Consider the following 26139-nt stretch of genomic DNA (forward strand, 5'->3'; position numbering starts at 1 on the left):
TCTGAACGGCCGGCACGCGCGCGAATGCCGGCGCGCGGCGATCGTCTCAGCGCAACGCGGCGGCGACCAGCTTGTGCAGCTTCGAATGCAGCGCGTCGTTGGCAGCAAGGAACTCGTTGCGGTCGATCGCGCGATCACCGCCGCGATAATCGGTGATGAAGCCACCGGCTTCCTTGACCAGCAGCATGCCGGCCGCGACGTCCCAGCGGTTGAGATCCGATTCCCAATAGCCGTCGAACCGGCCCGCCGCGACCCAGGCGAGATCGAGCGCCGCCGAGCCGAAGCGGCGGATGCCGGCGACTTCGGGGGCGATCGCACCGAAGATGCGGCTCCATTCGGCGAAATTGCCGTGGCCGAGAAACGGAATGCCGGTGGCGATCAGCGCTTCGGACAGATCGCGGCGCGACGAAACGCGCAGCCGCTGGTCCTGCAACCACGCGCCGCGCCCCTTCTCCGCCCAGAAACTCTCGTCGGTGAGCGGCTGATAGACCAGCGCGGCCATCGGCTCCCAACGGCCGTCGGGACGTTGCTCCTCGGCGGCGATCGAAATCGCGAAATGCGGAATGCCGTGGAGGAAGTTCGAGGTGCCGTCGAGCGGATCGACGATGAAGCGGCCCTTGCCCTCGGCGCCGGCGATTTCACCGCGCTCCTCCATCACGAAGCCCCAATCGGGGCGCGCGCGCGACAATTCCTCGAACAAGGTCTGTTCGGCGCGCTGATCGGCCATCGACACGAAATCGGCCGGCCCCTTGCGGCTGACCTGCAGATGCTGGACCTCGTTGAAATCACGCCGCAGGCGCGGCCCCGCCTTGCGCGCGGCACGCTCCATCACGGTGATCAGGCCCGAATGCGCGACCATCGCTCAGCGGCCCTTCGGCGCAGCCTTGGGCGCGGCGCCCGCCGCTGCCTTGGGCATCGGCGCGCCACAGATTTCGGCGATGACGACGAGCTGTTGCGTCGGGTTCGATTCGTCGATCTTGCCCTTGTTCTTGGCCAGCACCTCGTCGCGCGCGGTCGAGATCTTGCTCAGCGAATTCTCGTAGAGACAGCCGAACAGGCCGTTCTTCATCTCGGTCGGCACGTCCTTCGAATTGATCGCGCTGATGATGTAGCTCAGTGTCTGCTGCGCGCTCTTGAGCTGCGCCTGGGTCGGCTTGGCCGGCGTCTTGTCGGCGGCAAGCGCAGGCGCGGCAAGCGCAGCGGCGGCGATCAGAGGCAGGAAAATTCGCATAAACTCAGTCCGCACGCTTCACATAGGTTTGTTCGTAGACATCGACGACGATCCTGGTGCCCGCCGAGATGTGCGGCGGCACCATGATGCGCACGCCGTTGTCCAGGATCGCCGGCTTGTAGCTCGACGAGGCGGTCTGCCCCTTCACCACGGCGTCGGCCTCGACGATCGTCGCCTCGATCTGGTCGGGAAGCTGCACACTGATCGGCTTTTCGTCGTGAAGCTCCATCACCACGTCCATGCCGTCCTGCAGGAACGCCGCGGCGTCGCCCAGCAGGTCGGTCGGCAGCGTGATCTGCTCGTAGGTATCCTTGTCCATGAAGGTCAGCATGTCGCCGTCGGCGAACAGGAACTGGAAGTCCTTGGTGTCGAGCCGCACGCGCTCGACCGTCTCGGCGGAACGGAAGCGGACGTTGGTCTTGCGGCCGTCGATGAGGTTCTTCATCTCGACCTGCATATAGGCGCCGCCCTTGCCGGGCTGGGTGTGCTGGATCTTCACCGCGCGCCAGATGCCGCCTTCATATTCGATGATGTTGCCGGGACGGATGTCCACGCCGCTGATCTTCATGGGGATACACCTGCTGGAAAGAGCTCTTGGGCAGCCTGCACGACCGCCGAAGGGCGCCCCTTTAACGGTCGGGCACCGTTCTCGCAAGCAACGGGTAGGGATTGACCGCCTGCCCCTGCCACCAGCCATCGCCGGGTCGCATGAACGACAGGCCGAAATGAAGGTGAAACACCCCGGCCGGCGCATCGCCGCTGTCGCCGACATAAGCCAGCGTATCGCCGGCATCGACTCGCTGTCCCTCGTGCACGCCCGCGGCATAGCCCGAGAGATGGGCATAATAATATTGCCACTGTCCGTCCGGCGATCGTTCGTAGAGGGTCGTCCCGCCCTTGTCGGAGTGAAACAGCTTCTCGATTGTGCCCGGCGCGGCGGCGATCACCGGCGTGCCTTCGGGCGCAGGTATATCGATGCCGTGGTGCAGGCGCCGGCCGTCCTCGCGCGGATCGCCCCAATCGTCGGACAACCGGTCCGGCGAGACGCCTTCGACGGGCACGATCAGGCGCGGCAGGCCGGGATGCCCGGTTGCCCGGACGGCGATCGGCGATGCCGCCGGTTGGGGCGCGGCGGCGGGTCCGGGCGCGGAGGAGCCGGGTGCGGAAGGAGCCGCCCCGCCGACGCGCAGCATCGACAGGAAGCCGCCGATGACGATCACGGCAAGGATCAGGAAGGTCCAGCCGATCCGCGTCACCCTGCTATTCCTGAAACACCACCGGCGTGCCCGGCTTGACCATCAGCGCCAGCCGCGCCGCATTCCAGTTGGTCAGCCGCACGCAACCGTGGCTCTCGGTCCGCCCGATCAACTGCGGCTCGGACGTGCCGTGGATGCCGTAATGCTCCTTCGACAGGTCGAGCCAGACGACACCGACCGGCCCGTTCGGCCCCGGCGGCAGCATCGCCTTGGTATCGCTCGACTTGGCGTCCCAGAACAGCGCAGGATTATAATGGAATTTCGGATTGTAGTCCGCCGCGTTGATCTTCCAGTGCCCGATCGGCAGCGGATCGTGGGTGCTCCCGGTCGTCACCTGGAACTGGCGCACGAGCTTGCCCTGATCGTCATAGACCTTGAGCACCTTTTCCGATTTGTCGACGACGATCTTCGCCGCCTGCGGCTCATTGGCGTCGACATTGAGCATATTGAGCGTATCGCGCCAATGCTGCGGCAGATCGTCGGGATAATCGCGTGAGGTCGGCAGCGCGTTGGGAAACACCACCCTGGTTCCCGGCGTCAGCGGCGTGCTCGGGCTGTTGAGCGCCATCAGCGTCTCGGGCGTCGTGTGGAACATCTCCGCCAGCTTCTCCATCGGCGAGCGATAATAGAGGCCGGGCAGCTTGGCCTGCTTGTCCTCGCCATGCGGGATCGGGTTGATATAGGGCCCGGCGAGCGCCTGCCGGCTGAGCACCAGCGTCTTGGTCGGCGTCCAGCCCTCATAGGGCTTGAGCGCAGCAAGCGTGGCCGCATCCACCTCGCCGGTCTGCTTTAGGTCTCGGCTTTCCTGGAAGCCCTTGATCGCCGCGGTCAGCGACATGCCCTTCTTGCCGTCGAGCACGCCCGGGGAGAAACCGAGGTGATCGAGGATCACCTGGACGTGGAGGACGCCCATGTCGATGCCCTGCTGCGGGCTGGCGGCAGGCGCCTGTGCAGCGGCGGGCGCGGCAATGCTGGCCAGCAAGAGCGCGGCGGCGGCGATTCTCGGCATGAATACAGGCTCCTCACTGATACGCGTGGAGCCAAGAACCGCCGAGGCGGCAGGTTGTATCCGTGCCGTTACAACCGCTCGCGCAACCGGTCGACGCTGCGCAACCGGCCGCGGCGCAGGTGAACGTCGCCGCTTTCATCCTCGATCGCGCGGCGAATCGCCTCGATTTCGGTATCGGTCTTGTGCTCGATGCCGATGAATTCGTTGCGCGCTTCGGCCACCGCGCGGATCAGCTCGTCGAGCTTGGCCTGCATCGCCGCCGCGTCGCGGTTCTGCGAATTCTGGATCAGGAACACCATCAGGAAGGTGACGATCGTCGTCGCGGTGTTCACCACAAGCTGCCAGGTGTCCGAATAATGGAACAGCGGGCCGGTGAAGCCCCAGATCACGATCAGCGCGACGGCGATGATGAAGGCCGACGGCCGCCCCGCGAACGAGGCGATGCCGGTGGCGATGGCGGTGAACAGGCGGTCGAGCATGGCCAATCTCCCGATCAGCCGAGCACCTCGCTGAAAGCGCGAACCGCGGCGGCTTCGTCATCATTCCATATCGCGCCGCACACCGCGAGGAAATCCGCGCCCGCTGCAATCAGCGGCGGCGCGTTCTGCGGCGTGATTCCGCCGATCGCGACGCACGGCAGCTCGAACATCGTTGCCCACCAGGACAGGATCGAGGGATCGGGATGATGGCGCACCTGTTTGGTCGTGGTCGGGTAGAAGCTGCCGAACGCGACGTAATCGGCGCCCGCCTCGCCGGCCTCCATCGCCAGGTGGCGGCTGTCGTGGCAGGTAACGCCGATCTGCACCGACGGGCCGAGGATCGAGCGCGCCTCGCGCGGATCGCCGTCTTCCTGCCCGAGATGGACGCCATCGGCGCCGAGCCGCTTGGCCAGGCTCACGCTGTCGTTGACGATGAACGCAACGTCGTGATCGGCGCAGATCGCCTGTAACGGCTCGGCCAGCCGCGCCGCCTGATGCTGATCGACATGCTTGACGCGAAACTGGAACGCCGCAACCGGCCCCGAATCGATCGCCCGCTTGAGCCGTTCGGGAAACGCATCGCCGACATCGAGCGGCGAGATGAGATAGAGCTGACACGGCTCACGCGCGTCGTCGCGCACGAACTGTGCGGCGAATTCGGGGTCGAGCGGGTCGGGCAGGTCGTCGATAGCCATGACGCGCTCCTAGCGCACGACGCGCAAGAGCGGAATGGCCGGGATTGGGTGGGAAGAGGACGGGCTGCTTTTGGTTGTGTTGAGATAAAAAGCGCACCTTGCATTGCGACTCAGTCAGGTAGCACCATCAAAGAAGTAGCCGCATAGCGGAGCACATACGGCTTTTCGGAAGGCTTTCCTTCCGGCAGCGCATTGCCAAAGAATGCGACATAACAATCGAACATGCCAATTCCATCGTCCAACCAGCAATGAACGACGATTCCGAACTCAGGAGTTGGCTGGCCATCGTCATCTACGAGACTGTCGAGGCGCACGCGCGTACCTGGCGAGAGGTAACGATCTTCTTTCACGATGTGCCGTCGCCCTGCTTTTTTATCACACCATGTTGCCAACGGCTGGGGATCGAACCCACACCCGTCACCGGGATCGCTGTAGCGATACGTCTACCAATTCCGTCACGTTGGCGCGGACTATTTAACGTCCAATCGCGTTGCTGGGCAATGTCCGGCTTCGAGCGGCGTGATATGTGGTGGGAACGGCTCAAAATGGGGCGTGAGCCGACAGACCTTCCAATGTTGGAAAATGTCTGAGACACCGTCGCGGTCCGCTCGGGCGGCCGCTCTTTGACAGATGTAGTAACTCGACCGCGAACCCGCCGCGTCACTGTCGCCTCGGCGTGCGTCATCGTCGCGTCCCTGTCGCGTTTCGTCCCGCCCGTGTAGCGCGATTGTCGCGTGGGCGTGGCGAACGGGCGGCTTCGTTGGTGCGTTCCCGGCGCAAAAGCCGCGAAAACGCTCCCAGGGCGTCTACTTTGTCCACTTCACGCCGAAACTGGAGCGAAACCGGCCAGAAATAATTGGCGCCGCCTACTCCGCTGCCTTGGCGGACGTGTCCTCGATATCGTGCTCGACATCCTCGGCATTGTAGCCCAGCGTGGCATGGCCGCGGACCGGGCCGGCGATGTCGGCGACGAGGTAGAGCGGGCGGCGTTTCGATTCGACGTAGAGCCGCCCCAGATATTCGCCGATCATGCCGAGCACGAACATCTGGATCGCGCTCAACACCACGACGACCAGCATCGTCGACGTCCAGCCGGGCACCGGATCGCCCTCGAAGAACCCCCAGGCGATATAGACCAGCAGCAGCAGCGACGCGGCGGCGAGCAGCACCGAGGCGTGGCTGGCGAAGCGCAGCGGCGCAGTCGAGAACCCGGTGACGGCATCGAAGGCGAGCCGCATCATCTTGGCGAGCGGATAATTGGTCGCCCCGGCATGGCGCTCGGCGCGGTCGTAGGCGAACGGCACCTGGCGGAAGCCGACCCAGGCGACCATGCCGCGGATGAAGCGCGCCTGCTCGGGCAGCGACAGGAACGCATCGAGCGCCCGTCGGCTCATCAGCCGGAAATCGCCGGTGTCGATCGGAATCGGCGTATCGGTGACGCGATCGAGCACGCGGTAGAATGCCGCCGCCGTCAGCTTCTTGAACACCGATTCGCCCTCGCGCTTGCGGCGCACGGCATAGACGACATCGGCTCGCTCGGCCGCCATCAGCCCGCGCATCTCGACGAGCAGCTCGGGCGGATCCTGCAGATCGGCGTCGATGATCAGGATCTGCTCGCCGGCGCACAGGTCGAGCCCGGCGGTCAGCGCGAGCTGATGGCCGTGATTGCGCGACAGGTTGATCGCAACGAGCCGAGGATCGGCGCTCGCCAGCCGCTGCATCAACGGCCAGGTGCCGTCGCGCGAGCCATCGTTGACGAGGACGATCTCGTAATCGCCGCCCACCGCCGCCTTCGCCGCCGCGGAGACGCGCGCGTGCAAGGCTTCGAGGCAACCTTCCTCGTTATAGCAGGGAACGACGATCGACAGCTCGGGCCGGTGCATGGCGTCGCCTTAGCGCCCGGCGCGGGCGCCGTCATCCGCCGATTGCAGGCCAAGGCCGGCAAGGCCCCGGCGGACAGCCGCGCTGCCCACCCGGCGTAGCCGTCACGTCCGCTCCGCCTTGCTCACCGCGTCGGCGGCGCGCAGCGCTGCGAGAACGCGCATCAGATGGTGCAGATCGTGCACCTCGATATCGATCGTGTTGGTGTGGAACGTGGTGTCGCGATTATCGAGCCGCAGGTTGATGATATTCGCCCGCTGCGCACCGATGATCGTCGCGACCACGCCGAGCGCGCCGGGCTCGTTCTTCACCTCGACGGCGATCTCGGCAGTACCGCCTTCCGATTCGTCGCCCCAGGCGAGATCGATCCAGTCGACGTCCTCGCCCTCGATCAGGGCCGGGCAATCGATCGTATGGACCTCGATTCCCGCGCCGGGCCGGCGCAGGCCGACGATGCGATCGCCCGGCACCGGATGGCAACATTCGCCAAGCGTGTAGGCGACGCCGGGGGTGAGCCCCTTGATCGAGATCGCGCTCGATTGCGGCGGCATGTCGCGATCCGTATCCAGCCCGGACGAGCCGGGCATCACGGCCTCCATCAATTCGGCATCGGTAACGGTGCGGCGCGCGATCGCTTCCATCAGCGCGTCCTCGTCGGCCATCTTGAGCCGCTTGACCGCATCGTCCAGCGCGTCGGCGCCGACCGGCGCGGGCAAGCGGCCGGTGATCTCCTCATAGAGCTTGCGGCCGAGCGCCACCGTCTCGTCGCGTTCCTTGTGGCGCAGGTGGCGGCGGATCGCCGCGCGCGCCTTGCCGGTGATCGCGAAGTTGAGCCAGTTCGGCTGCGGCGTCTGCGCCTTGGAGCGGAGGATCTGCACCTGATCGCCATTGGCGATCTCGGTCCTGAGCGGCACGACGCGGCCGTTGATCTTGGCGCCGACCGCCTGGTCGCCGAGATCGGTGTGGACGGCATAAGCGAAATCGATCGGGGTCGCGCCCTTGGGCAGCTGGATCAGCTCGCCGGCGGGGGTGAAGGCGAAGATGCGATCCTGATACATCGCCATCCGCGTATGCTCGAGCAGCTCCTCGGGATTGTCCGCGGTATCGAGAATTTCGACCAGATCGCGAATCCAGCTCACCTGCGTATCGGGGCGCACCGCATCCTGCTTGTACGCCCAGTGCGCGGCGAGGCCGTATTCGGCCTGCTGGTGCATTTCGTGGGTGCGAATCTGGATTTCGACGCGGGTATTGTCGGCGTGCATCACCGTGGTGTGCAGCGAGCGATAGCCATTGCGCTTCGGCGTCGAGATATAATCCTTGAACCGGCCCGGCACCATCGGCCACCGCCGGTGGATCACGCCCAAGGCGCGGTAGCATTCCTCCTCGGTATCGACGATCGCGCGGAACGCCATGATGTCGGAAAGCTGCTCGAGGCTCACATGGCGCTCGGACATCTTCTTCCAGATCGAATAGGGATGCTTCTCGCGCCCTGAAATCTCCGCCTCGATGCCGCCGCGCGAGAGCAGCAGCTTCAATCCCGAGCCGATCTTGGCGATGCGATCGCCGCCGCCTTCCTTGAGCGCCTGCAGCCGCTTGGTGATCGATTCATACGCCTCGGGCTCGAGCTCGCGGAAGGCGAGCGTCTGCATCTCCTTCATGAACTCGTACATGCCGATCCGCTCGGCGAGCGGGGCGTAGATGTCCATCGTCTCCTTGGCGATGCGGCGGCGCTTGTCCTCGTTCTTGATGAAGTGCAGCGTGCGCATGTTGTGCAGGCGATCGGCGAGCTTGACCAAGAGCACGCGGATATCGTCGGACATCGCCAGCAGGAATTTGCGGAGGTTTTCCGCGGCGCGCTCGTTTTCGGTCTGCGCCTCGATCGAGGACAGCTTGGTAACGCCGTCGACCATCCGCGCGACCTGCGGCCCGAACAGCCGCTCGATCTCGTCATGAGTGGCGACGGTATCCTCGATCGTGTCGTGGAGGATCGCGGTGGCGATCGTCTCTCCGTCGAGGTGGAGGTCGGTCAGAATACCGGCGACTTCGATCGGGTGGCTGAAATAGGGGTCGCCGCTGGCGCGCTTCTGGCTGCCGTGCGCGTGCATCGAAAAGACATAGGCGCGATTGAGCAGCGCCTCATCGGCGTCAGGATCGTAGCCGAGGACCCGATCGACCAGTTCATATTGGCGCAACACGCGATCCATATCGGGTCGCTTGCCGCTGCAATGCAATAGATTTGATGCGCGATGCCCTCACCCCTCGCACTCCCGTCGGGAGCGGCAAGGGGCGCGGAAGGATGAGGGCAATCGGCGTTACTTCGCCTTGGCGTTGCACTTGGCCAGGGCATCGGCGTCGAGCGCCTCGCCACCGGCGGAGAAGGAATCGAGCTTGCCGACCGACTTGGCGATCCGCTCGCAGACGAATTGCGGGCGATCGGCCGCCTTCTGGGCGACGCAGGTGCCGCCATTGCACGACCACAGGGTGTTGCGCGTGACGTAGCTCGCCTCGCTGGGCGCGGCGGCGGGGATCGCGGTGTAGTAGCCGGCGGCGCGCGCCTGCGCGGCGGCGGGCGAGACCATCGCCGCGGCAGCGACGAGAGCGGCGAGAGAAAGCGTACGAATCATCTGAACCTCCCAACTTCTAAGTTGCGAATCGCCACTTAGATTGTGCATGTGCGAGTTTCAAGATGAAACTTATATCCCATTTCCCTTACGGCATTTTTGAGATAGGTTGCAAATCGATGACTGAAAAGCTCCGCGAACCCCTGCGCGATCTCGCCGAATGCAGCCTGCCGGCGGCACTGGAGGCGATGGGCGAGCGCTGGTCGTTCCTGATCCTGCGTGCGGCGTTCAACGGGCTGCAGCATTTCGAGGAATTCCAGTCCGAGCTGGGGATCGCGCGCAACATCCTCGCCAACCGGCTCGGCCGGCTGGTGGAGCACGAGATCCTGGAGCGCCATGCGCTGCCCGCCGACCGGCGCAAGATCGAATACCGCCTGACCGACAAGGGCATGGCACTGCTGCCGACGATGATCGCGCTTCGCCAATGGGGGGAACGCTGGGAAACCGGGATGCCGGCGAGCCCGGTGCTGGTCGACGCACGCGATCGCCGGCCGATCGCGACGATCCAGGTCCATGCGCATGACGGCCGGGTGCTGACCAAGCACGACCTGTTGTGGTCGCTGCCCGAGGATGTCGCCCGCGACGAGGAGCAGGCACAGGCCGCCGAATAATCCGCCGCCTCAAGGCAATGCCCAGGCGGCAGGCCGGCCCGGCGGTCGCCTCGCCGGGCCGGTGCGCGCTCAGGCGGGCTCGGCAGCCGCGGCCCGGGCGTTGTCCTTCGACGTCGCCATCGAGGTCAGCTTGTCGTCGGTGGCATATTCCTCGTCGAGCGTCGCCTGGAGCAGATCGATGCAATCGCTGCGGCCGAGTTGCTTCGCCCAGGCGATCAACGTGCCGTAGCGAGTGATCTCGTAATGCTCGACTGCCTGTGCCGAGGCGATCAGCGCGGCATCGAGCACTGCCTTGTCGGCGATATCGCCGGCGACTTCATTGGCTTCCTTGATGATGCCTTCGATCGCGGGGCAGGTCGCGCCCTTGGCTTGCTCGCCGATCATCGAGAACACCTGCTCAAGCCGCTCGATCTGGCCTTCGGTCTCGCGTAGATGCGTCTCGAACCCGGCCTTGAGCGCGGGATCGGTCGCCTTGTCGATCATCTTGGGCAGCGCCTTGGTGATCTGGTTCTCGGCGTAATAGACATCCTGCAATTGGTGCAGGAAGAGGTCCTCGAACGTCTCGATATCCTTGCTGAACAGGCCCATGTCGGTCCCTCCTGGCTGATCGTTTTGGAAAGGAGCGCGACGCCGCGTCGCACTCATTGCCCTCAACGATCCGCGCGGCGGCCCGTTGCGCTCGGAATCGACGAAATCACGCTGATCTGCGTTAATCTGGACGCCGCGTCTCAGTCATTCCGGCATCGGCCCTGCGACGAGCAACGGATCGATCCGCGACCCGCGCCACATCAGGCTCCAGTGGAGGTGCGGCCCGGTCGCGCGGCCAGTGGCGCCGCTTTCGGCGATCACCTGCCCTTGGCGGACCCGCTCGCCGACCGTAACGTCGATCTTCGACAAGTGCAGGAAGGCGCTGTTCAAGCCCATGCCGTGATCGATCATCAGCAGATTGCCTTCGAGCGTGAAGGGATGATCGGCGGCGAGGATCACCACGCCATCGGCGGGCGCGCGGATCGGGGTGCCGGTCGGCACTGCGATGTCGATCCCTGAATGATACGACCCCTTCTCGCCGCCCTTGTAGATGCGCTGCGAGCCGAACAGCGTCGATATGCGCCCGGTGGCCGGCCAGATGAAATGCTGGCGCCAGCCGTCCTCGTAATGATCGGTCGCGCGTGCCGCCTTGATCTGCGCGATCTCGGGCGGGCGCAGCCGCATGAACTCGGCGCTGGGGACAGGATATTTGGGCAATCTGTCGAGCCGCGAGATGTTCCAGGCGCGCGGCGCGACGGCCAGCGCCTTGCTTATCTGCCGTCCGTCGCCCAGCGTGGCGACGAGCAACGCATTGGGCCCGGCATCGCGATCGAAGGCGATCAGGAACGTGCCGTCGGGCGCGACCGGGATCGTCTTGCCGTCGAACGCGAGCGACTGCGTGCCGCCGGGCGCGGTGCCGATCACCGCGCCGCCTTGTTCGATTTCGCCGGTCAGAACGAAATCGGCCGGGCCCGAAGGCGTCGGCGACGGCGTCGGCGCGGGCGGCGGCATCGGCGGGCCGACTGGCGGCATCGGACGCGCGACGGGTCGCGCCGGCGTCGCGGCAGGCGGGCCAACGCAGCTCGCCAGCGGCGGCAGCAGCGCGGCGGCAGCGAGCCAGACGCGGGCCCGGCTCACGCGGCAGTCATCGCCTTGAGCGCGATCTCGGCGGTGGCATAGGGCTGCTGCTTTTCGACACTCCAATAGCGCAGCTCGTCGATCGGAATCGGCTCGGCGGTGACCGCGCAGGCGACATGATCGCCGGGCACCAGCACGCGGAAACCATTGGCCATATAATGCAGGCGGGCGAGACGGGCAGTGTGTGACATCAGCATGGGGCAGCAGGCACTCGCATTGGGGATTACAACAGGCTGGGCTGTTCGGGCGCGGGCGAAGCATAGGTTTTGCCACCGCTGCGCTCAACCCGCGCGTCGACGCTGCCGTCGGCGAAATGCAGCGTCAGCGCGCCGGCCCGCTTCGCCTCGGCGGCCGAGGAGACGACCGCGCCCGACGGCCGCGCGTCGACCCGGACATAGCCACGCTTGAGCGGGCCTTCCGGGCTGAGCGAGTCGAGTAATCGCCCGGTGCGGTTCAGCCGATCGCGCGCTGCCTGCAACCGGTGATCGAGCGCCGCCGGGCGCAGCGCGCCGGCGGTGCGATCGAGCTCGGTGCGCGCGCGGGCAACCCGGCGCTCGAGCGCGAGATCGAGCCGCGCGCCGGCCTCGTCGGCGCGCTGGCGCTGCGGACCCAGCAGGCGATCGCGCCCCGGCAGCAGCCGGACCAGCGCGTCGAGCCGCTCGCGCCCACGCTCGTGATAGCGCCGCGCGCACCGCTCCATCCGGCTCGCCATCTGCTGCAGCGTCGCGATCAGATCGGCACGCACCGGCACCGCGAGCTCGGCCGCCGCGGTCGGCGTCGGCGCGCGCAGATCGGCGGCATAATCGCTGAGGCCGGTATCGGTTTCGTGCCCGACCGCGGAGATGATCGGGATCGAGCAAGCGGCGATCGCGCGGACCACGACTTCCTCGTTGAACGCCCAGAGATCCTCGATCGAGCCGCCGCCGCGCGCGACGATGACGAGATCGGGGCGCGGCACGGGGCCGCTCTCGGGAATTGTGTCGAACCCGCGCACCGCCGCCGCGATCTGGCCCGCCGCGGTCGGCCCCTGCACCTGCACCGGCCAGACGATCACCCGCGTCGGGCAGCGATCCTCGAGCCGGTGGAGGATATCGCGAATCACCGCGCCGGTCGGCGAGGTGACGACGCCGATCACCTGGGGCAGGAACGGCAGCCGCTTCTTGGCCGCGCTGTCGAACAGCCCCTCGGCGCCCAATTGCGCCTTCAATTTCTCGAACAGCGCCATCAGCGCGCCTTCGCCGGCGAGCTCCATCCGCTCGATGACGATCTGATATTTGGAGCGGCCCGGATAAGTGGTCAGCCGCCCGGTCGCGATCACCTCGATCCCGTCCTGCGGCGCGAAGGGAAGCTGCGCGGCCTGGCCCTTCCACATCACCCCGTCGATCACCGCGGCCTCGTCCTTGAGGCACAGATAGGCATGGCCCGACGCGGCGCGCTTGTAGCCCGAAATCTCGCCGCGCAGGCGGACATGGCCGAACTCGCCCTCGACCAGCCGCTTCAGTCGCCCGGAAAGCTCGCTCACGGTGAACGGCGCGGCGTTGTCGCCGGGCATCTCGTTCGCTACGAGCCTTGGCGTACCGTCATCGGGGGAAGAGCTTGCCATGAACGTCCTGTTACTCGGATCGGGGGGACGCGAACATGCGCTCGCGTGGCGCCTGGCGCAATCGCCGCTCCTCGATACGCTCTATGCCGCGCCGGGCAACCCCGGCATCGCCGACCATGCCGAGATCGTCGATCTCAACCCCGCCGATCATCGCGGGGTGATCGATTTCTGCCTGCGCCATTCGGTGAGCTTCGTCGTGATCGGTCCCGAGGCGCCGCTGGTCGACGGCCTGGCCGACAATATCCGCACGATGGGGATCGGCGTGTTCGGCCCCGGCAAGGAAGCCGCGCGGCTGGAAGGCTCGAAGGGCTTCACCAAGGATCTGTGCGCACGGGCGAAGATCCCGACCGCACGCTACGCCCGCGTCACCTCGCGAGACGGCGCGCGCGCCGCGCTGGGCGACTTCACGCTGCCGGTGGTCATCAAGGACGATGGCCTCGCTGCCGGCAAGGGCGTCACCATCGCCACCTCGCGCGAGGAAGCCGAAACGGCGATCGACGCGATCATCGGCCCCGGCCGGCAGGGCGGCGACGCGGTGATCGAGGAATTCCTCGAGGGCGAGGAAGCCAGCCTGTTCGTGCTGACCGATGGCGAGACGATCGTGCCGTTCGGATCGGCGCAGGACCACAAGCGCGTCGGCGACGGCGACACCGGCGCCAATACCGGCGGGATGGGCGCGTATAGCCCGGCGCCGGTGCTGACGCCCGAGCTCGAACGCCGCGCAATCGATGAGATCGTCCGCCCCACGGTCGCGGCGCTGGCCGCGGCGGGCACGCCGTTCTCGGGCGTGCTCTATGCCGGGCTGATGCTCACCGCCGACGGGCCGAAGCTGATCGAATACAATGTCCGCTTCGGCGATCCCGAATGCCAGGTGCTGATGATGCGGTTCACCGGCGATCTGCTGGCGCTGATGCTGGCGACCGAGGAGCGACGCCTGGGCGAGGCCCCCGCGCCGGCCTTTTCGGACGACGTCGCGCTGGTCGTCGTGATGGCCGCCGATGGCTATCCCGGCACGCCGCAGACCGGCGGCGCGATCACTGGGCTCGACAAGGCGGAAGCAACCGGCGCGCGCGTCTTCCAGGCCGGCACGATCCGCGAGGGCGAGGCACTGGTCGCGTCGGGCGGGCGCGTGCTTGGCGTGGCGGCGACTGGCGCCGACGTGCGAGCAGCGCAGGCAGCGGCCTATCGCGGGATCGACGCGATCGATTTCCCGACCGGCTTCTGCCGCCGCGATATCGGCTGGCGGGCGCTGGCGCGCGATTGAGCGCCGCGGGTTTGGCCCCGTTCGACAACTTGGCTATGGTCTTGCCACGGATTGCCCGATGAGGGCCGGCAAAACAGAGGATCGCCCGCGATGAACCACGCCGACGCCATGTCCGGCGGCACCGCCGTCATCACCACCGCGCACATCGTGCTCATCATCCTGTTGGCGATCGCCGCGATGCTGGTGATCTGGTGGGGCGGCCGCCGTCGCGCCCGCCAGCGTGCCGAACGCGAGGCGAGCGGCGTCGAGACCGTCACCGCGCGCGCCACAATCGAGCCGCGGGAAGCGACACCGCCGGTGACGGCACCGCCGCCGCCGCTGGTCGACGCGCCCGAGCCGGCCCGCGCCGCGCCGCCGGTCGAGGCGCCGGTCCAAGCCCCGGTCGAAGTGCAGGCCGCAACCAAAGCGCCACCCGCTCCGGCTCCCGCCGCGCCGGCATCGGGTGGCGACAGCGACGCCCCCGTAACCCTGCTCAAGGGGCTCGGCCCCAAGGTTTCCGCGCGGCTCGGCGAGCTGGGAATCACCACCGTCGGCCAGATCGCCGCGCTCTCGCCGGCCGAGGCCGAAGCGCTCGACGCCGATCTCGGGACGTTCCGCGGCCGGATGGCGCGCGACCGCTGGATCGAGCAAGCCCGATTGCTCACCGCCGGCGACCGCGCATCCTACGAGGCGATCTTCGGCAAGCTCGGTTAATTTTCAGTCGGTTTCGGCCTAGCCGGATCGGTTCGACGCTTCAGTCGTGCCGGCGAGCGCGACTGACCAGCAGCTTGTCGATACGGCGGCCGTCGAGATCGACCACCTCGAAGCGCCAGCCCTGCTCGACGAAGCTCTCGCCCTCGGCGGGCAAGTGGCGCAGCACCGCGAGCGCGAAGCCGGCGGCGGTTGCATAATCGCGGTCTTCGGGCAGATCGATGCCGAGCCGCTCGGCGAGGGCATCGGCCGACATGTGCCCGGAGACGAGCAGTGAGCCATCGTCACGCTCGACGATCGGCGGCGCCTCGCCGGGATCGGCGTCCGAAGCGAACTCGCCGGCGATCGCGATCAGCAGGTCGGCCGGCGTGACGATCCCCTCGAAATGCCCGTATTCGTCATGCACCAGCGCCATCGGCACCTCGGCGCGACGCAAGGCGCCGAGCGCATCCATCGCGTCGAGCTGATCGGGGATCACCGGTGCCGGGCGCATCAGCACGCGCAGATCGAGCGGCCGGCCCTCGAACAGCGCGGCGACGATATCACGCGCCTGGACGACGCCGATCACCGCGTCGATCGATCCTTCGGCGACGGGCAGCCGGGTGTGCTGCGTCTCGATCAGCGCGGCGCGGATGCCGGCGGTATCGAGATCGGCATCGAGCCAATCGACCTCGGTGCGCGGCGTCATCACCTCGCGCGCGGGCCGATCTGCAAGCCGCACGACGCCCGAGATGATCGATCGTTCATGCTCCTCGAGCACGCCCGATTTGGAGGCTTCGGCGACGATCAGGTGCAGCTCCTCCGCCGTGACGTGGCGATCGGTCTCGCGCTTCATGCCGACCAGGCGAAACAGCAGCGCGCTGGTCGAATCGAGCACCCAGACGATCGGCGCGGCGATCATCGACAGCCAGCGCATCGTCGGCGCGACCAGCGCCGCGATCGGCTCGGGCGTGCGCAGCGCAATCTGCTTGGGCACCAGCTCGCCGATCACCACCGACGCGAAAGTGGTGAGGCCGATCACCAGCGCATAGCCCAGCGTGCGCGCGGTATCCGGATCGAGGCCCAGCGCGGCCAGCCGCAGCGAGGTCGGCTCGCCGAGGCTGGCGCCCGAATATGCGCCGGAGACGATCGCGATCAGCGTGATGCCGACTTGCGTGGTCGACAGGAACTTGCCCGGATCGGCAGCCAGCGCGATCGCCGTGGCGGCGCCGGTGCGCCTGGTCTTGGCCATCGCCTCGAGCCGCGCGCGTCGCGACGAAACGATCGCCAGCTCGGCCATCGCGAACAGGCCGTTGAGCACGACCAGCGCAAGGATGATGACGACGTCGATCCAGGGGAAGGGCGGAAGCGGATGCATGGCGCTATCCCCCTCCTTTGACGTGAAACTGTCGTTTCGACAACCGTGCGATCAGAATCGGTTCAGTTCGGATGCGGAACAAGCGCGGCAGAGCAGGGTTTGATTCAACGCCGACCGCCAAGGCGAGCGGCACGAATAGGGGATTTTGCAATGCGAACGATTTCGAAACTGGCCACCGCCGCGGCGCTCGGCGCGATGCTGGCGACCAGCGCCTGCGTCACCGATCCGGAAACCGGGCAGAAGCGGCTTTCCAACACCGCGATCGGCGGCATCGGCGGCGCACTGGGCGGCTATCTGCTCGGCGATCTTGTCGGTGGGCGCCACGACCGGACCGAAAAGATCGTCGGCGCCGGGCTGGGCGGCATCGCCGGTGCGGGAATCGGCGCATATATGGACAAGCAGGAGCGCGACCTGCGCGCCCGTACCGCGGGCACCGACGTGCGCGTGACGCGGCAGGGCGACAACCTGGTCCTCAACATGCCGTCGAACGTCACCTTCGCTTATGACAGCGCGACGGTGCAGCCGCAGTTCCAGTCGACGCTCGATCAGGTCGCGCAGGTGCTGTCGCAATATAACGAGACCTATATCGACGTTTACGGGCACACCGATTCGACCGGTAGCGAGGCATACAACCAGCAATTGTCCGAGCGCCGCGCCAATTCGGTCGCCGCCTATCTCGAGAGCCGCGGTGTGCAGAGCGCTCGAATCGGCACGCGCGGCTTTGGCGAGACACAACCGATCGCGCCCAACGATACCGAGGAAGGCCGCGCCGCCAACCGCCGCGTCGAGATCCGCGTGGTGCCGATTCCGGCCAGCGACGTGAGCTGAAGAATCGGCCGACAGGCAATGGATCGCGTCGCTCCGCTCGCAATAACGAAGCGGAGCGGCGCAATTTCATAAACCGCTAGAACAGCCGCCCACCGTCGGGGACCGGGCGGCTGGGCGTGACCAGCACGACATGGCCGTTCTCGTCCGGGAAGCCGAGCGTCAACACTTCGGACATCATCGGCCCGATCTGGCGCGGCGGGAAATTGACCACCGCCGCGACCTGAAGGCCGACGAGATCGCCCAGCGCATAACGCTCGGTGATCTGCGCCGACGATCGCCTGGTGCCGATCGTTGGGCCGAAATCGATCGTCAGCTTGAACGCCGGTTTGCGCGCCTCGGGAAACGGCTCCGCGGCGACGATCGTGCCGACGCGGACATCGACCGCGAGGAAATCGTCGAAGGCGATCTGCGGCGCGGCGCCGGCTGCCGGATCATGCGTGACGTGCATCAGAAATCGTGATTGGCGTAATGTTTGGGCGGACCGATCACCTCCATCCGCTCGGACAAGAGCGGCTGGAAGCTCGGCCGGCTCTTGAACCCGCCGTACCAGCTCGACGCCTGATCGTGCCCCTTCCAGTCGATCCCGCCGAGATAATCGGCGACCGAAATCTGCGCCGCGGCGGCGAGATCGGCGAGGCTCATCGTCGATCCGCCGATCCAGTTGCGATGATCGAGCAGGTAATCGACGTAATCGAGATGCCGCTCGGCCGCCTTCATTGCTTCACGCAGTGCCTTGGCATCGGGCGCGGCGCGATGGACGAGGCGCTTGACCATGCGTTCGTGAAGCAGGGGCGCGGTGACGTCCTGATAGAAATGCGTGTCGAACCAGGTGACGAGCCGGCGGATCTCCGCCCGATTGGCGGGGGTGCCGTTAATCATCGCCGCCTTGTCGATCGTCTCCTCGAAATATTCGCAGATCGCCATCGAATCGACCAGCATCAGGCCGCGCGTGGGATCGGTCATCACGGGCGTCTGCCCGGCCGGGTTCATGTCGACGAACTCGTCACGGCGCAGCCAGGGCGACTCACGAACCAGCTCGTAACCGACGCCCTTCTCGCCCAGCAGCAGCCGGACCTTGCGCGAGAAAGGACAGAGCGGGAATTGGTAGAGCTGCCACATCCGTCCGCTGTTACGTCACCGTGCAGCGGAGCGGAAGGGGCTGTTATTCGGCGGCAACCAACGTTTCGGCCTCGTCGAGCGGCTGCGGCAGGCGGCTGAGCATCTCCTTGGGCACGACCTGCCAGAAGCGGCCGCGAACACGCTCCCAATCCTCGAGCAATCCCGCCGCCCACTTGCTGTCGGTCGCTTCGGCATGGGCACGCACCAGGTTGTGGAGCACGGCTTCCCAATGCGTCGAGGCAAGGCATTGCCAGACGATGCTGTCGGGATTGGCGCGCGCCGCGAAGCCGCCGTCCTCGTCATAGACGAAGGCCATGCCGCCCGTCATGCCGGCACCGAAATTGTTGCCGACGCGGCCGAGGATCACCGCGACGCCGCCGGTCATATATTCGCAGCCATTAGCGCCGCAGCCTTCGACGACGACATTGGCGCCCGAATTGCGCACGGCGAACCGCTCGCCGGCGCGGCCGGCAGCATAGAGCGCGCCCGAGGTCGCGCCGTAGAGCACGGTGTTGCCGATGATCGTGTTCTCGTTGCTGGCCAGCGGCGAGGAGACGACCGGCCGTACGACGATGATGCCGCCCGACAGGCCCTTGCCGACGTAATCGTTGGCGTCGCCGAACACTTCCAGCGTGATGCCCTTGCACAGGAACGCGCCGAGGCTCTGCCCCGCCGAGCCGCGCAGGCGGACGGTGACATGGCCATCCGACAGCTTCGACATGCCGAACCGCGCGGTGATCTCCGACGACAGCCGCGTGCCGACCGCGCGATGCGTGTTCCGGACCGAATAGGTGAGCTGCATCTTCTCGCCGCGCGAGAACACCGCGGCGGCATCCTTCAGGATCTGCGCATCGAGGCTGTCGGGCACCTCGTTGCGGAAGGTATCGAGGCTGAAGCGTCGTTGCGAATCATCGGCATCGACCTTGGCCAGCACCGGATTGAGATCGAGATCGTCGAGATGCTCGGCGCCGCGGCTGACCTGGCGGAGCAGCTCGGTACGCCCGATCACCTCATCGAGGCTGCGCACGCCGAGGCGCGCCAGGATATCGCGCACTTCCTCGGCGATGAAGGTCATCAGGTTGATGACCTTTTCCGGCGAGCCGGTGAATTTGGCGCGCAGCCGCTCGTCCTGCGTGCAGACGCCGACCGGGCAGGTGTTCGAATGGCACTGGCGCACCATGATGCAGCCCATCGCCACCAGGCTGAGCGTGCCGATGCCGAATTCCTCGGCGCCGAGGATCGCGGCGATGACGACGTCGCGCCCGGTCTTGAGCCCCCCATCGGTGCGCAGCTTGACCCGGCCGCGCAAGCTGTTGAGCGTGAGCGTCTGGTTGACCTCGCTCAGGCCCATTTCCCACGGCGTGCCGGCATATTTGATGCTGGTCTGCGGGGACGCGCCGGTGCCGCCATTGTGTCCGGCGACGAGGATCACGTCGGCGTGCGCCTTGGCGACACCAGCCGCGACCGTGCCGATGCCGGCTGAGCTGACCAACTTGACGCAGACCCGCGCACGCGGATTGATCTGCTTCAGGTCGTAGATCAGCTGCGCGAGATCCTCGATCGAATAGATGTCGTGGTGCGGCGGCGGCGAAATCAACGTCACGCCCGGCGTGGCGTGGCGCAGCTTGGCGATGAACTCGGTGACCTTGAAGCCGGGGAGCTGACCGCCCTCGCCGGGTTTGGCGCCTTGCGCGACCTTGATCTCGATTTCCTCGCACGCGCCTAGATATTCGGCGGTGACGCCGAAGCGACCGCTGGCGATCTGCTTGATCGTCGAATTGGCATTGTCGCCATTTTCGTATGGCTTGTAGCGGCTCTTGTCCTCGCCGCCCTCGCCCGACACGGCCTTGGCGCCGATCCGGTTCATCGCGATCGCCAGCGTCTCGTGCGCCTCGGGCGACAGCGCGCCGAGGCTCATCCCCGGCGTGACGAAGCGCTTGCGGATCTCGGTGATCGGCTCGACTTGATCGACCGGCACGCCCTCACCAGGAAAATTGAACTCGAGCAGATCGCGCAGATAGACCGGTGGCAAATCGGCGACCCCACGCGAGAATTGCAGATAGGTCGAATAGCTGTCCGTCGCGACCGCGCTTTGCAGTAGGTGCATGAGCTGCGCCGAATAGGCATGGGTCTCGCCGGTGTGGCGCTGACGATAGAAGCCGCCGATCGGCAGCGTCACCACCGCGCGATCATAGGCCGCTTCGTGGCGGAGCACCGCATTCAAATGGAGCGAGGCATAGCCTTCGCCCGAAATCTTGGTCGGCATGCCGGGGAAGAGATCGGCGACCAGCGCGCGCGACAGGCCCACCGCCTCGAAATTATAGCCGCCGCGATAGCTGGAGATCACCGCGATCCCCATCTTCGACATGATCTTGAGCAGGCCGTCCTCGATCGCCACGCGATGGTTGGCGAGGCACTGATCGATCGACAAATCGCCGAACAACCCGCGCGCATGGCGATCGGCGATCGCGGCTTCGGCGAGATAGGCGTTCACCGTCGTCGCGCCGACGCCGATCAGCACCGCGTAATAATGCGTGTCGAGGCACTCGGCGGTGCGCACGTTGATCGAGGCGTATGACCGCAGGCCGCGCCGCACGAGATGGGTGTGGACCGCGGCCGCCGCGAGCACACCGGCGATCGCGACGCGATCGGGCCCGGCCCGCTCGTCAGTGAGGAACAGCTCGCTCTTGCCCTGGCGGACCGCCTGTTCAGCTTCGTCGCGGATGCGCTGGATCGCGGCGCGTAGCGTCTCGGCGCCGCCGCCGGTTTCGAACGTGCAATCGATCTCTGCCGCGGCGCCGGCGAAATGCGCCCGCAGCCGATCCCAATCGCCATTGGTCAGCACCGGCGAATGGAGCACCAGCACCCGGCTCTGCTGCCCGGCGGGGTCGAGGATATTGGCGAGGTTGCCGAACCGCGTCTTGAGCGACATCACATGGCGTTCGCGCAAGCTGTCGATCGGGGGGTTGGTGACCTGGCTGAAATTCTGCCGGAAGAACTGGCTGATGAGGCGCGGCTTGTCCGAGATCACCGCCAGCGGCGTATCGTCGCCCATCGAGCCGATCGCTTCCTTGGCGCTCTCGACCATCGGCGACAGGATCAGCTCCATGTCCTCGAGCGTCTGCCCGGCGGCGACTTGCCGACGCGTCAGCTCGGCACGCTCGAACCGGCCGCTCGGCGTCTCGGCGCCATCGGGCAGCGCATCGACGGTCAGGAAATCGGCCGCCATGCCTTCGTAATCGGCCTCGCCGGCGACGCGATCCTTGACCTCGCGATCGTGCAGCACCCGGCCTTCCTCGAGGTCGACCGCGATCATCTGGCCCGGCCCCAGCGCGCCCTTTTCGACCACGCTGGTTTCGGGAACGACGACCATCCCGGCTTCCGATCCGACGATCAGCAGCCCGTCATCGGTGCGCGTATAACGCAACGGGCGAAGCGCATTGCGGTCCATGCCAGCGACTGCCCAGCGGCCATCGGTCATCGCCAGCGCGGCCGGGCCGTCCCACGGCTCCATCACGCTCGCCAGATAGCGGTACATGGCGAGGTGCGTCGCCGGCATGTCGCTGCCCTCGTGCCAGCTTTCGGGCACCAGCATCAGCTTGGCGGTGGGCGCATCGCGACCGGCGCGGCACAGCGTCTCGAACGCAGCGTCAAGCGCGGCGGTGTCGCTCGCGCCGGCCGGGATCACCGGCTTGATGTCCTCGGACTGCTCGCCGAACGCGAGGCTGGCCATCTTGATCTCGTGGCTCAGCATCCAGTTCTTGTTGCCGCGGATCGTGTTGATCTCGCCATTGTGCGCGAGGCAGCGGAACGGCTGCGCCAGCCACCATTGCGGGAAGGTGTTGGTCGAATAGCGCTGGTGGAAGATCGCCACGCGGCTTTCGAACCGCTCGTCGAGCAAGTCGGGGTAGAAGACCGACAGCGATTCGGCGAGGAACAGCCCCTTGTAGATGATCGAACGGCACGACAGCGAGCAGATGTAGAAGCCCGACACCTGCGCCGCGATCGCCCGCTTCTCGATCCGGCGGCGGACGAGATAGAGGTTCTTCTCGAACTCGGCGGCCGATTGTTCGTCGGGCATCGGCCCGGCAATCATGATCTGCTCGATCTCGGGACGCGTCTCCTGCGCCTTGCGGCCAATCACCGAAACGTCGACCGGCACCTGGCGCCAACCGTAGATCGTATAGCCCGCCTCGATGATGGCGGTCTCGACGATGCCGCGACAGGTTTCCTGCGCCCCCAGATCGGTGCGCGGCAGGAAGATCATGCCGACCGCCAGCCGGTTGGACAGCGGGTGGTGACCCGATTGCCGGATCGCATCGTCGAAAAACGCCCGCGGCAGATCGACGTGAATCCCCGCCCCGTCCCCCGTCTTGCCGTCGGCATCGACCGCGCCCCGGTGCCACACCGCCTTCAGCGCGTCGATCGCCGATTGCACGACGCGGCGCGACGGCTGTCCGTCAGTCGCCGCGACGAGCCCGACGCCACAGGCATCGGATTCGAACTCGGGCCGGTACATGCCCTCACAGGCGAGGCGGGTGCGCTGGTCGATCATAGCGTGCTCTTCGGATCGTGCAGGTCGCTTTCATCGACGCCGAGCGCCTTGGCGAGCTGGGCCTTTTCGGCCGGGGTCAGGTCTTCGATCTTGTGCGGCGCCGGCAGGCCGGCGGTCGCTTTCTGGGCGGCGGCGATGAACCGCGGCATCTGCTGCATCATCTTCGGCATGATCTTCTTCATGCTGTCCATCATCGCCGGATCGGTCATGATCGCCATATACTGGCTGGCGTATTTCGCGCCGGTCGGCGTGGCGAAGAACCGGTTGAGGTCATCGAGTTCGGCGGCGGTGAAATGATGGGCATAGGCCTCGGCCATCGCCTCACGCAGATCGGGTTCGACGGTGGTGAAGAAATCGGCCATCGACGCCATCATCGCCTGCATCGACAGCTTCTCGCGCTCCTGCCAATGCGGGTCGTAAATCGCCATCACCTTGGTGATGTCGACCTTGTCGAGCGCGGCCGCCTGCTGCGCATCGAGGCCGCCGATCTCGGCGATCTGCTTGAGCGGCATCGCCTTCATCATATTGCCCATATTGTCGATCATCGGCGCCATCATCGGGCCGAGGATTTTGCGATAGGTGCCCGGCGGCAGCAGCCGCGCGGCGACCTCGCGCGCCTTGGCGAGCGTCGCCGGATCGGCGGGCGCGCGCGTTGCGGCGGGTGCCGGCGCATCGGACGCAGCGGCGGTCTGCGCGATCGCCGGCGTGGCGGCGAGCAACACGACAGCGGCAACAAACGACGATTTGATCATGGCATTCCTCCCCCTTGCGGCGACGCGCCTCGTCATGCCGCCACGCGATCGGCCTGCGCGCCGGCGGCCGCCCGCGCCTTCAACCATTGGTGCATCTTGTCGCTGACGTCGCGGCCGTCGCGGATCGCCCAGACGACCAGGCTGGCGCCGCGCACGATGTCGCCCGCGGCGAACACGCCGTCGACATTGGTCATCATGTCCTTGTCGACCAGCAATGTGCCCCAACGCGTCACGCCGAGCTCGGGCGCGTCGAACAGCGCCGGCAGATCCTCGGCATCGAAGCCGAGCGCCTTGATGACGAGATCGGCCGGCTCGACGAAATCGTTGCCGGGATCGACCTCGGGCGCGCGGCGACCGCTCGCATCGGGAGCCCCGAGCCGCATGCGCTGCGCGCGCACGCCCGTCACGCGTTGGTCGGCGTCGAACGCCTGCGGCGCGGACAGCCAGACGAATTCGACGCCTTCCTCCTCGGCATTGCCGACCTCGCGCTGCGAGCCGGGCATGTTGGCGCGATCGCGGCGATAGAGGCACTTGACCGAGGTGGCGCCCTGGCGAACGGCGGTGCGCACGCAATCCATCGCGGTGTCGCCGCCGCCGATCACCACCACGCGCTTGCCGGCGGCGTCGAGCGAGCCGTCGTCGAAGGTCGGCACCGCGTCGCCGAAGCCCTTGCGGTTCGATGCGGTGAGATAATCGAGCGCCTCGACGACGCCATCCGACCCGACGCCCGGCGCATTGATCGCGCGCGGCTTGTATACGCCAGTGGCGATCAGGATCGCGTCGTGTCGCTGGCGCAGCTCGTCGAGCGTGGCGTCACGGCCGACCTCGAAGCTGTCGTGGAAGACGACGCCGCCCGCCGCGAGCCGCTCGACACGGCGCGTGATGACATGCTTTTCGAGCTTGAACCCGGGAATGCCGTAAGTCAGCAAGCCGCCGGCGCGATCGTGGCGATCGTAGACATGCACGTCATACCCGAGCGTACGCATGTAATCCGCCGCGGACAGCCCGGCCGGACCAGCGCCAACGATGCCGATCGATTGCCCGCGCGGACGGCCCGGCTGCAGCGGCTCGACCCAGCCTTCCTCCCATGCGGTATCGGTGATGAACTTCTCGACCGAGCCGATCGTCACCGCCCCGTGGCCGGAAAATTCGATCACGCAATTGCCCTCGCACAATCGGTCCTGCGGGCAGATGCGGCCGCAGATTTCCGGCATGGTCGAGGTCGCGTTGCTCAGCTCATAGGCTTCGCGCAGACGCCCCTCGGCGGTCAGGCGCAGCCAATCCGGAATATGGTTGTGCAGGGGGCAATGCACCGAGCAATATGGCACGCCGCATTGCGAGCAGCGGCCGGCCTGCTCCTCGCCGGCCGGCGCGGCGTAGCGATTGGCGATCTCGCGAAAGTCCTTGGCGCGCGCATCGGCAGGCCGCTTGGCCGGATAAGCCTGCTGCCGGTCGACAAATTTGAGCGTTGCGTCGTTCGCCATTGATCCGTGGTCCACCCCGAAAGATTCGGCGCAGCTTTAGGAAGGCAGAGCGTCGCTGTCACGCAAAAATCGATCAATAGGTCATATATGCTGACTAATTTAGATCGAATATTGCGCCATAGTATTTGGTTCGAACATCTTTCACCGGAGAAATAAGTCCTTTTCGGACCTATCTCATCATCAGCCAGATCAGCGCCGCGCCGCCAGCCACGATTCGATACCAGGCAAACGGCTGAAAGCCATGCCGGCTGACCACGCCGACGAACCAGCGGATCACCACCATCGCGACGAGGAACGCGACGACGAAGCCGACCCCGATCAGCCCCCAACTGACGGTGGCGCCCGCCAAGGCCTCGCGGTTCTTCCACAATTCGACCGTCGTCGCGCCAAGCATCGTCGGGATCGCCAGGAAGAAGCTGAATTCGGCCGCGGTGCGGCGCTCGACGCCAAGCGCCAGCGCACCCATGATCGACGCGCCCGAACGGCTGACGCCCGGCACCATCGCCAGGCATTGCAGAAAGCCGATGCCGATCACGCGGCCGAGCGGAATTTCGGCGACGCCGACCACGTCATGATGCTTGATTACCTTTTCGAGCACGAGGATGGCGATGCCGCCGAGGACCAGCGCCACCGCAACCACCTTGGGCGCGCCGAGCAATTCCTCGATGTACGAATGCAGCGCGAGGCCGATCACCGCGGCGGGGACGAACGCGACGACGACGTTGCGCGCGAACCGCCACGAGACGGGTTCGCGCTTGAGCATGCCCTGTGCCACTGCCCAGAAGGTCCGCCAGTAAAGCACGATCACCGCGAGGATCGCGCCGAGCTGGATGACGATGTTGAACACCGCCCATTGATCGGCCGAATAGCCGAACAATTCGCTGGCGAGGATCAGATGCCCGGTCGAGGAGACCGGCAGGAATTCGGTCAATCCCTCGACGATGCCGAGCAGGATGGCAGTGACGATCAGCGGCATGGATAAGCGCCCTTACGACGGGAGGCCTGCAGAAAGGCCGCCCCGCGGGTGCGGCCGCGGAAG

Annotated in this window: 26 protein-coding genes and 1 pseudogene; 4 read left to right on the plus strand and 23 right to left on the minus strand. The window is 66.4% G+C overall.

All coding sequences use genetic code 11. The features are described 5' to 3' along the window. Positions 1-46 precede the first annotated feature (46 nt). The 12 genes and pseudogenes from K7G81_RS09135 to K7G81_RS09190 all read right to left on the minus strand — a co-directional run bounded on the left by K7G81_RS09135 (position 47) and on the right by K7G81_RS09190 (position 9175). A complete protein-coding gene (locus K7G81_RS09135; protein WP_223030443.1) occupies positions 47-859 on the minus strand; it encodes an inositol monophosphatase family protein in 813 nt (270 codons plus the stop codon). Positions 860-862: 3 nt separating this feature from the next. Beyond that, on the minus strand, positions 863-1231 hold the full coding sequence (locus K7G81_RS09140) for a hypothetical protein (protein WP_223030444.1): 369 nt from the start codon (positions 1229-1231) through the stop codon (positions 863-865). Between the two features lie 4 nt (positions 1232-1235). Continuing rightward, positions 1236-1799: an elongation factor P gene (gene efp / locus K7G81_RS09145; protein WP_223030445.1), complete on the minus strand. Its 564-nt coding sequence runs from the start codon at positions 1797-1799 to the stop codon at positions 1236-1238. Positions 1800-1860: 61 nt separating this feature from the next. Further along, positions 1861-2487, minus strand: coding sequence for a M23 family metallopeptidase (locus tag K7G81_RS09150; RefSeq protein WP_223030446.1), 627 nt, complete (start codon positions 2485-2487; stop codon positions 1861-1863). Positions 2488-2491: 4 nt separating this feature from the next. Then, positions 2492-3496 carry a L,D-transpeptidase family protein gene (locus K7G81_RS09155; protein ID WP_223030447.1) on the minus strand — a complete coding sequence of 335 codons (1005 nt, stop codon included), beginning with the start codon at positions 3494-3496 and terminating at the stop codon, positions 2492-2494. A gap of 68 nt (positions 3497-3564) precedes the next feature. Further along, positions 3565-3975: a low affinity iron permease family protein gene (locus K7G81_RS09160; protein WP_223030448.1), complete on the minus strand. Its 411-nt coding sequence runs from the start codon at positions 3973-3975 to the stop codon at positions 3565-3567. A 14-nt stretch (positions 3976-3989) separates the two neighbouring features. Further along, entirely contained in the window at positions 3990-4670 is a 681-nt protein-coding gene (gene thiE / locus K7G81_RS09165) for a thiamine phosphate synthase (protein WP_223030449.1), read from the minus strand. A 110-nt stretch (positions 4671-4780) separates the two neighbouring features. Then, the gene (locus tag K7G81_RS09170; RefSeq protein ID WP_255586815.1) at positions 4781-5020 is read right to left on the minus strand and encodes a hypothetical protein; all 240 of its coding nucleotides are present in this window, start codon (positions 5018-5020) and stop codon (positions 4781-4783) included. 36 nt (positions 5021-5056) lie between these two features. Beyond that, positions 5057-5135: pseudogene (locus K7G81_RS09175) on the minus strand. 401 nt (positions 5136-5536) lie between these two features. Then, entirely contained in the window at positions 5537-6553 is a 1017-nt protein-coding gene (locus K7G81_RS09180; protein WP_223030450.1) for a glycosyltransferase family 2 protein, read from the minus strand. Between the two features lie 102 nt (positions 6554-6655). Beyond that, positions 6656-8746 carry a RelA/SpoT family protein gene (locus tag K7G81_RS09185; protein ID WP_223030710.1) on the minus strand — a complete coding sequence of 697 codons (2091 nt, stop codon included), beginning with the start codon at positions 8744-8746 and terminating at the stop codon, positions 6656-6658. A 117-nt stretch (positions 8747-8863) separates the two neighbouring features. Continuing rightward, positions 8864-9175 carry a CC_3452 family protein gene (locus K7G81_RS09190; RefSeq protein WP_223030451.1) on the minus strand — a complete coding sequence of 104 codons (312 nt, stop codon included), beginning with the start codon at positions 9173-9175 and terminating at the stop codon, positions 8864-8866. Positions 9176-9291: 116 nt separating this feature from the next. Here K7G81_RS09190 and K7G81_RS09195 point away from each other — a divergent pair, with 116 nt between their 5' ends. After that, complete coding sequence (locus K7G81_RS09195; RefSeq protein ID WP_223030452.1) at positions 9292-9783, plus strand: winged helix-turn-helix transcriptional regulator; 492 nt, start codon at positions 9292-9294, stop codon at positions 9781-9783. 69 nt (positions 9784-9852) lie between these two features. Here the strand turns inward: K7G81_RS09195 and K7G81_RS09200 are convergent, their stop codons facing one another. The 4 genes from K7G81_RS09200 to xseA all read right to left on the minus strand — a co-directional run bounded on the left by K7G81_RS09200 (position 9853) and on the right by xseA (position 13051). Then, positions 9853-10371: a YciE/YciF ferroxidase family protein gene (locus K7G81_RS09200; RefSeq protein WP_223030453.1), complete on the minus strand. Its 519-nt coding sequence runs from the start codon at positions 10369-10371 to the stop codon at positions 9853-9855. A 144-nt stretch (positions 10372-10515) separates the two neighbouring features. Beyond that, positions 10516-11343 carry a M23 family metallopeptidase gene (locus K7G81_RS09205; RefSeq protein ID WP_223030711.1) on the minus strand — a complete coding sequence of 276 codons (828 nt, stop codon included), beginning with the start codon at positions 11341-11343 and terminating at the stop codon, positions 10516-10518. 101 nt (positions 11344-11444) lie between these two features. Continuing rightward, positions 11445-11645 carry a DUF2093 domain-containing protein gene (locus tag K7G81_RS09210; RefSeq protein ID WP_223030454.1) on the minus strand — a complete coding sequence of 67 codons (201 nt, stop codon included), beginning with the start codon at positions 11643-11645 and terminating at the stop codon, positions 11445-11447. A gap of 26 nt (positions 11646-11671) precedes the next feature. Continuing rightward, entirely contained in the window at positions 11672-13051 is a 1380-nt protein-coding gene (gene xseA, locus K7G81_RS09215) for an exodeoxyribonuclease VII large subunit (RefSeq protein ID WP_223030455.1), read from the minus strand. Between xseA and purD the strand changes: the two genes are divergently transcribed. Further along, a complete protein-coding gene (gene purD / locus K7G81_RS09220; RefSeq protein ID WP_223030456.1) occupies positions 13050-14315 on the plus strand; it encodes a phosphoribosylamine--glycine ligase in 1266 nt (421 codons plus the stop codon). The two genes, xseA and purD, sit on opposite strands and share 2 nt — an antisense overlap. Before the next feature lie 90 nt (positions 14316-14405). Further along, the gene (locus K7G81_RS09225) at positions 14406-15008 is read left to right on the plus strand and encodes a helix-hairpin-helix domain-containing protein (protein WP_223030457.1); all 603 of its coding nucleotides are present in this window, start codon (positions 14406-14408) and stop codon (positions 15006-15008) included. Between the two features lie 40 nt (positions 15009-15048). Here K7G81_RS09225 and K7G81_RS09230 read toward each other — a convergent pair whose 3' ends face one another. After that, on the minus strand, positions 15049-16362 hold the full coding sequence (locus tag K7G81_RS09230) for a hemolysin family protein (protein ID WP_223030458.1): 1314 nt from the start codon (positions 16360-16362) through the stop codon (positions 15049-15051). Between the two features lie 150 nt (positions 16363-16512). Between K7G81_RS09230 and K7G81_RS09235 the strand changes: the two genes are divergently transcribed. Continuing rightward, positions 16513-17190, plus strand: a complete 678-nt coding sequence (locus tag K7G81_RS09235; RefSeq protein WP_223030459.1) for a YiaD family glycine zipper/OmpA-like lipoprotein — start codon at positions 16513-16515, stop codon at positions 17188-17190. Between the two features lie 76 nt (positions 17191-17266). Here the strand turns inward: K7G81_RS09235 and K7G81_RS09240 are convergent, their stop codons facing one another. From K7G81_RS09240 to K7G81_RS09265, 6 genes are all read right to left on the minus strand, one after another. Beyond that, a complete protein-coding gene (locus K7G81_RS09240; protein WP_223030460.1) occupies positions 17267-17638 on the minus strand; it encodes a tRNA-binding protein in 372 nt (123 codons plus the stop codon). Continuing rightward, positions 17638-18309, minus strand: coding sequence for a glutathione S-transferase family protein (locus tag K7G81_RS09245; RefSeq protein ID WP_223030461.1), 672 nt, complete (start codon positions 18307-18309; stop codon positions 17638-17640). The genes K7G81_RS09240 and K7G81_RS09245 overlap by 1 nt, the downstream gene beginning before the upstream one ends. Before the next feature lie 43 nt (positions 18310-18352). Next, on the minus strand, positions 18353-22864 hold the full coding sequence (gltB, locus tag K7G81_RS09250) for a glutamate synthase large subunit (protein ID WP_223030462.1): 4512 nt from the start codon (positions 22862-22864) through the stop codon (positions 18353-18355). Then, a complete protein-coding gene (locus tag K7G81_RS09255) occupies positions 22861-23616 on the minus strand; it encodes a DUF2059 domain-containing protein (RefSeq protein ID WP_223030463.1) in 756 nt (251 codons plus the stop codon). Before K7G81_RS09255 ends, gltB begins: the two co-directional genes overlap by 4 nt. A 32-nt stretch (positions 23617-23648) precedes the next feature. Further along, positions 23649-25100, minus strand: coding sequence for an NAD(P)-dependent oxidoreductase (locus K7G81_RS09260; protein ID WP_223030464.1), 1452 nt, complete (start codon positions 25098-25100; stop codon positions 23649-23651). A 169-nt stretch (positions 25101-25269) separates the two neighbouring features. Next, positions 25270-26076, minus strand: coding sequence for an undecaprenyl-diphosphate phosphatase (locus tag K7G81_RS09265; protein WP_223030465.1), 807 nt, complete (start codon positions 26074-26076; stop codon positions 25270-25272). Positions 26077-26139 lie beyond the last annotated feature (63 nt).

It is taken from the genome of Hephaestia mangrovi (assembly GCF_019880555.1).
Classification (GTDB): Bacteria; Pseudomonadota; Alphaproteobacteria; order Sphingomonadales; family Sphingomonadaceae; genus Sphingomonas; species Sphingomonas mangrovi.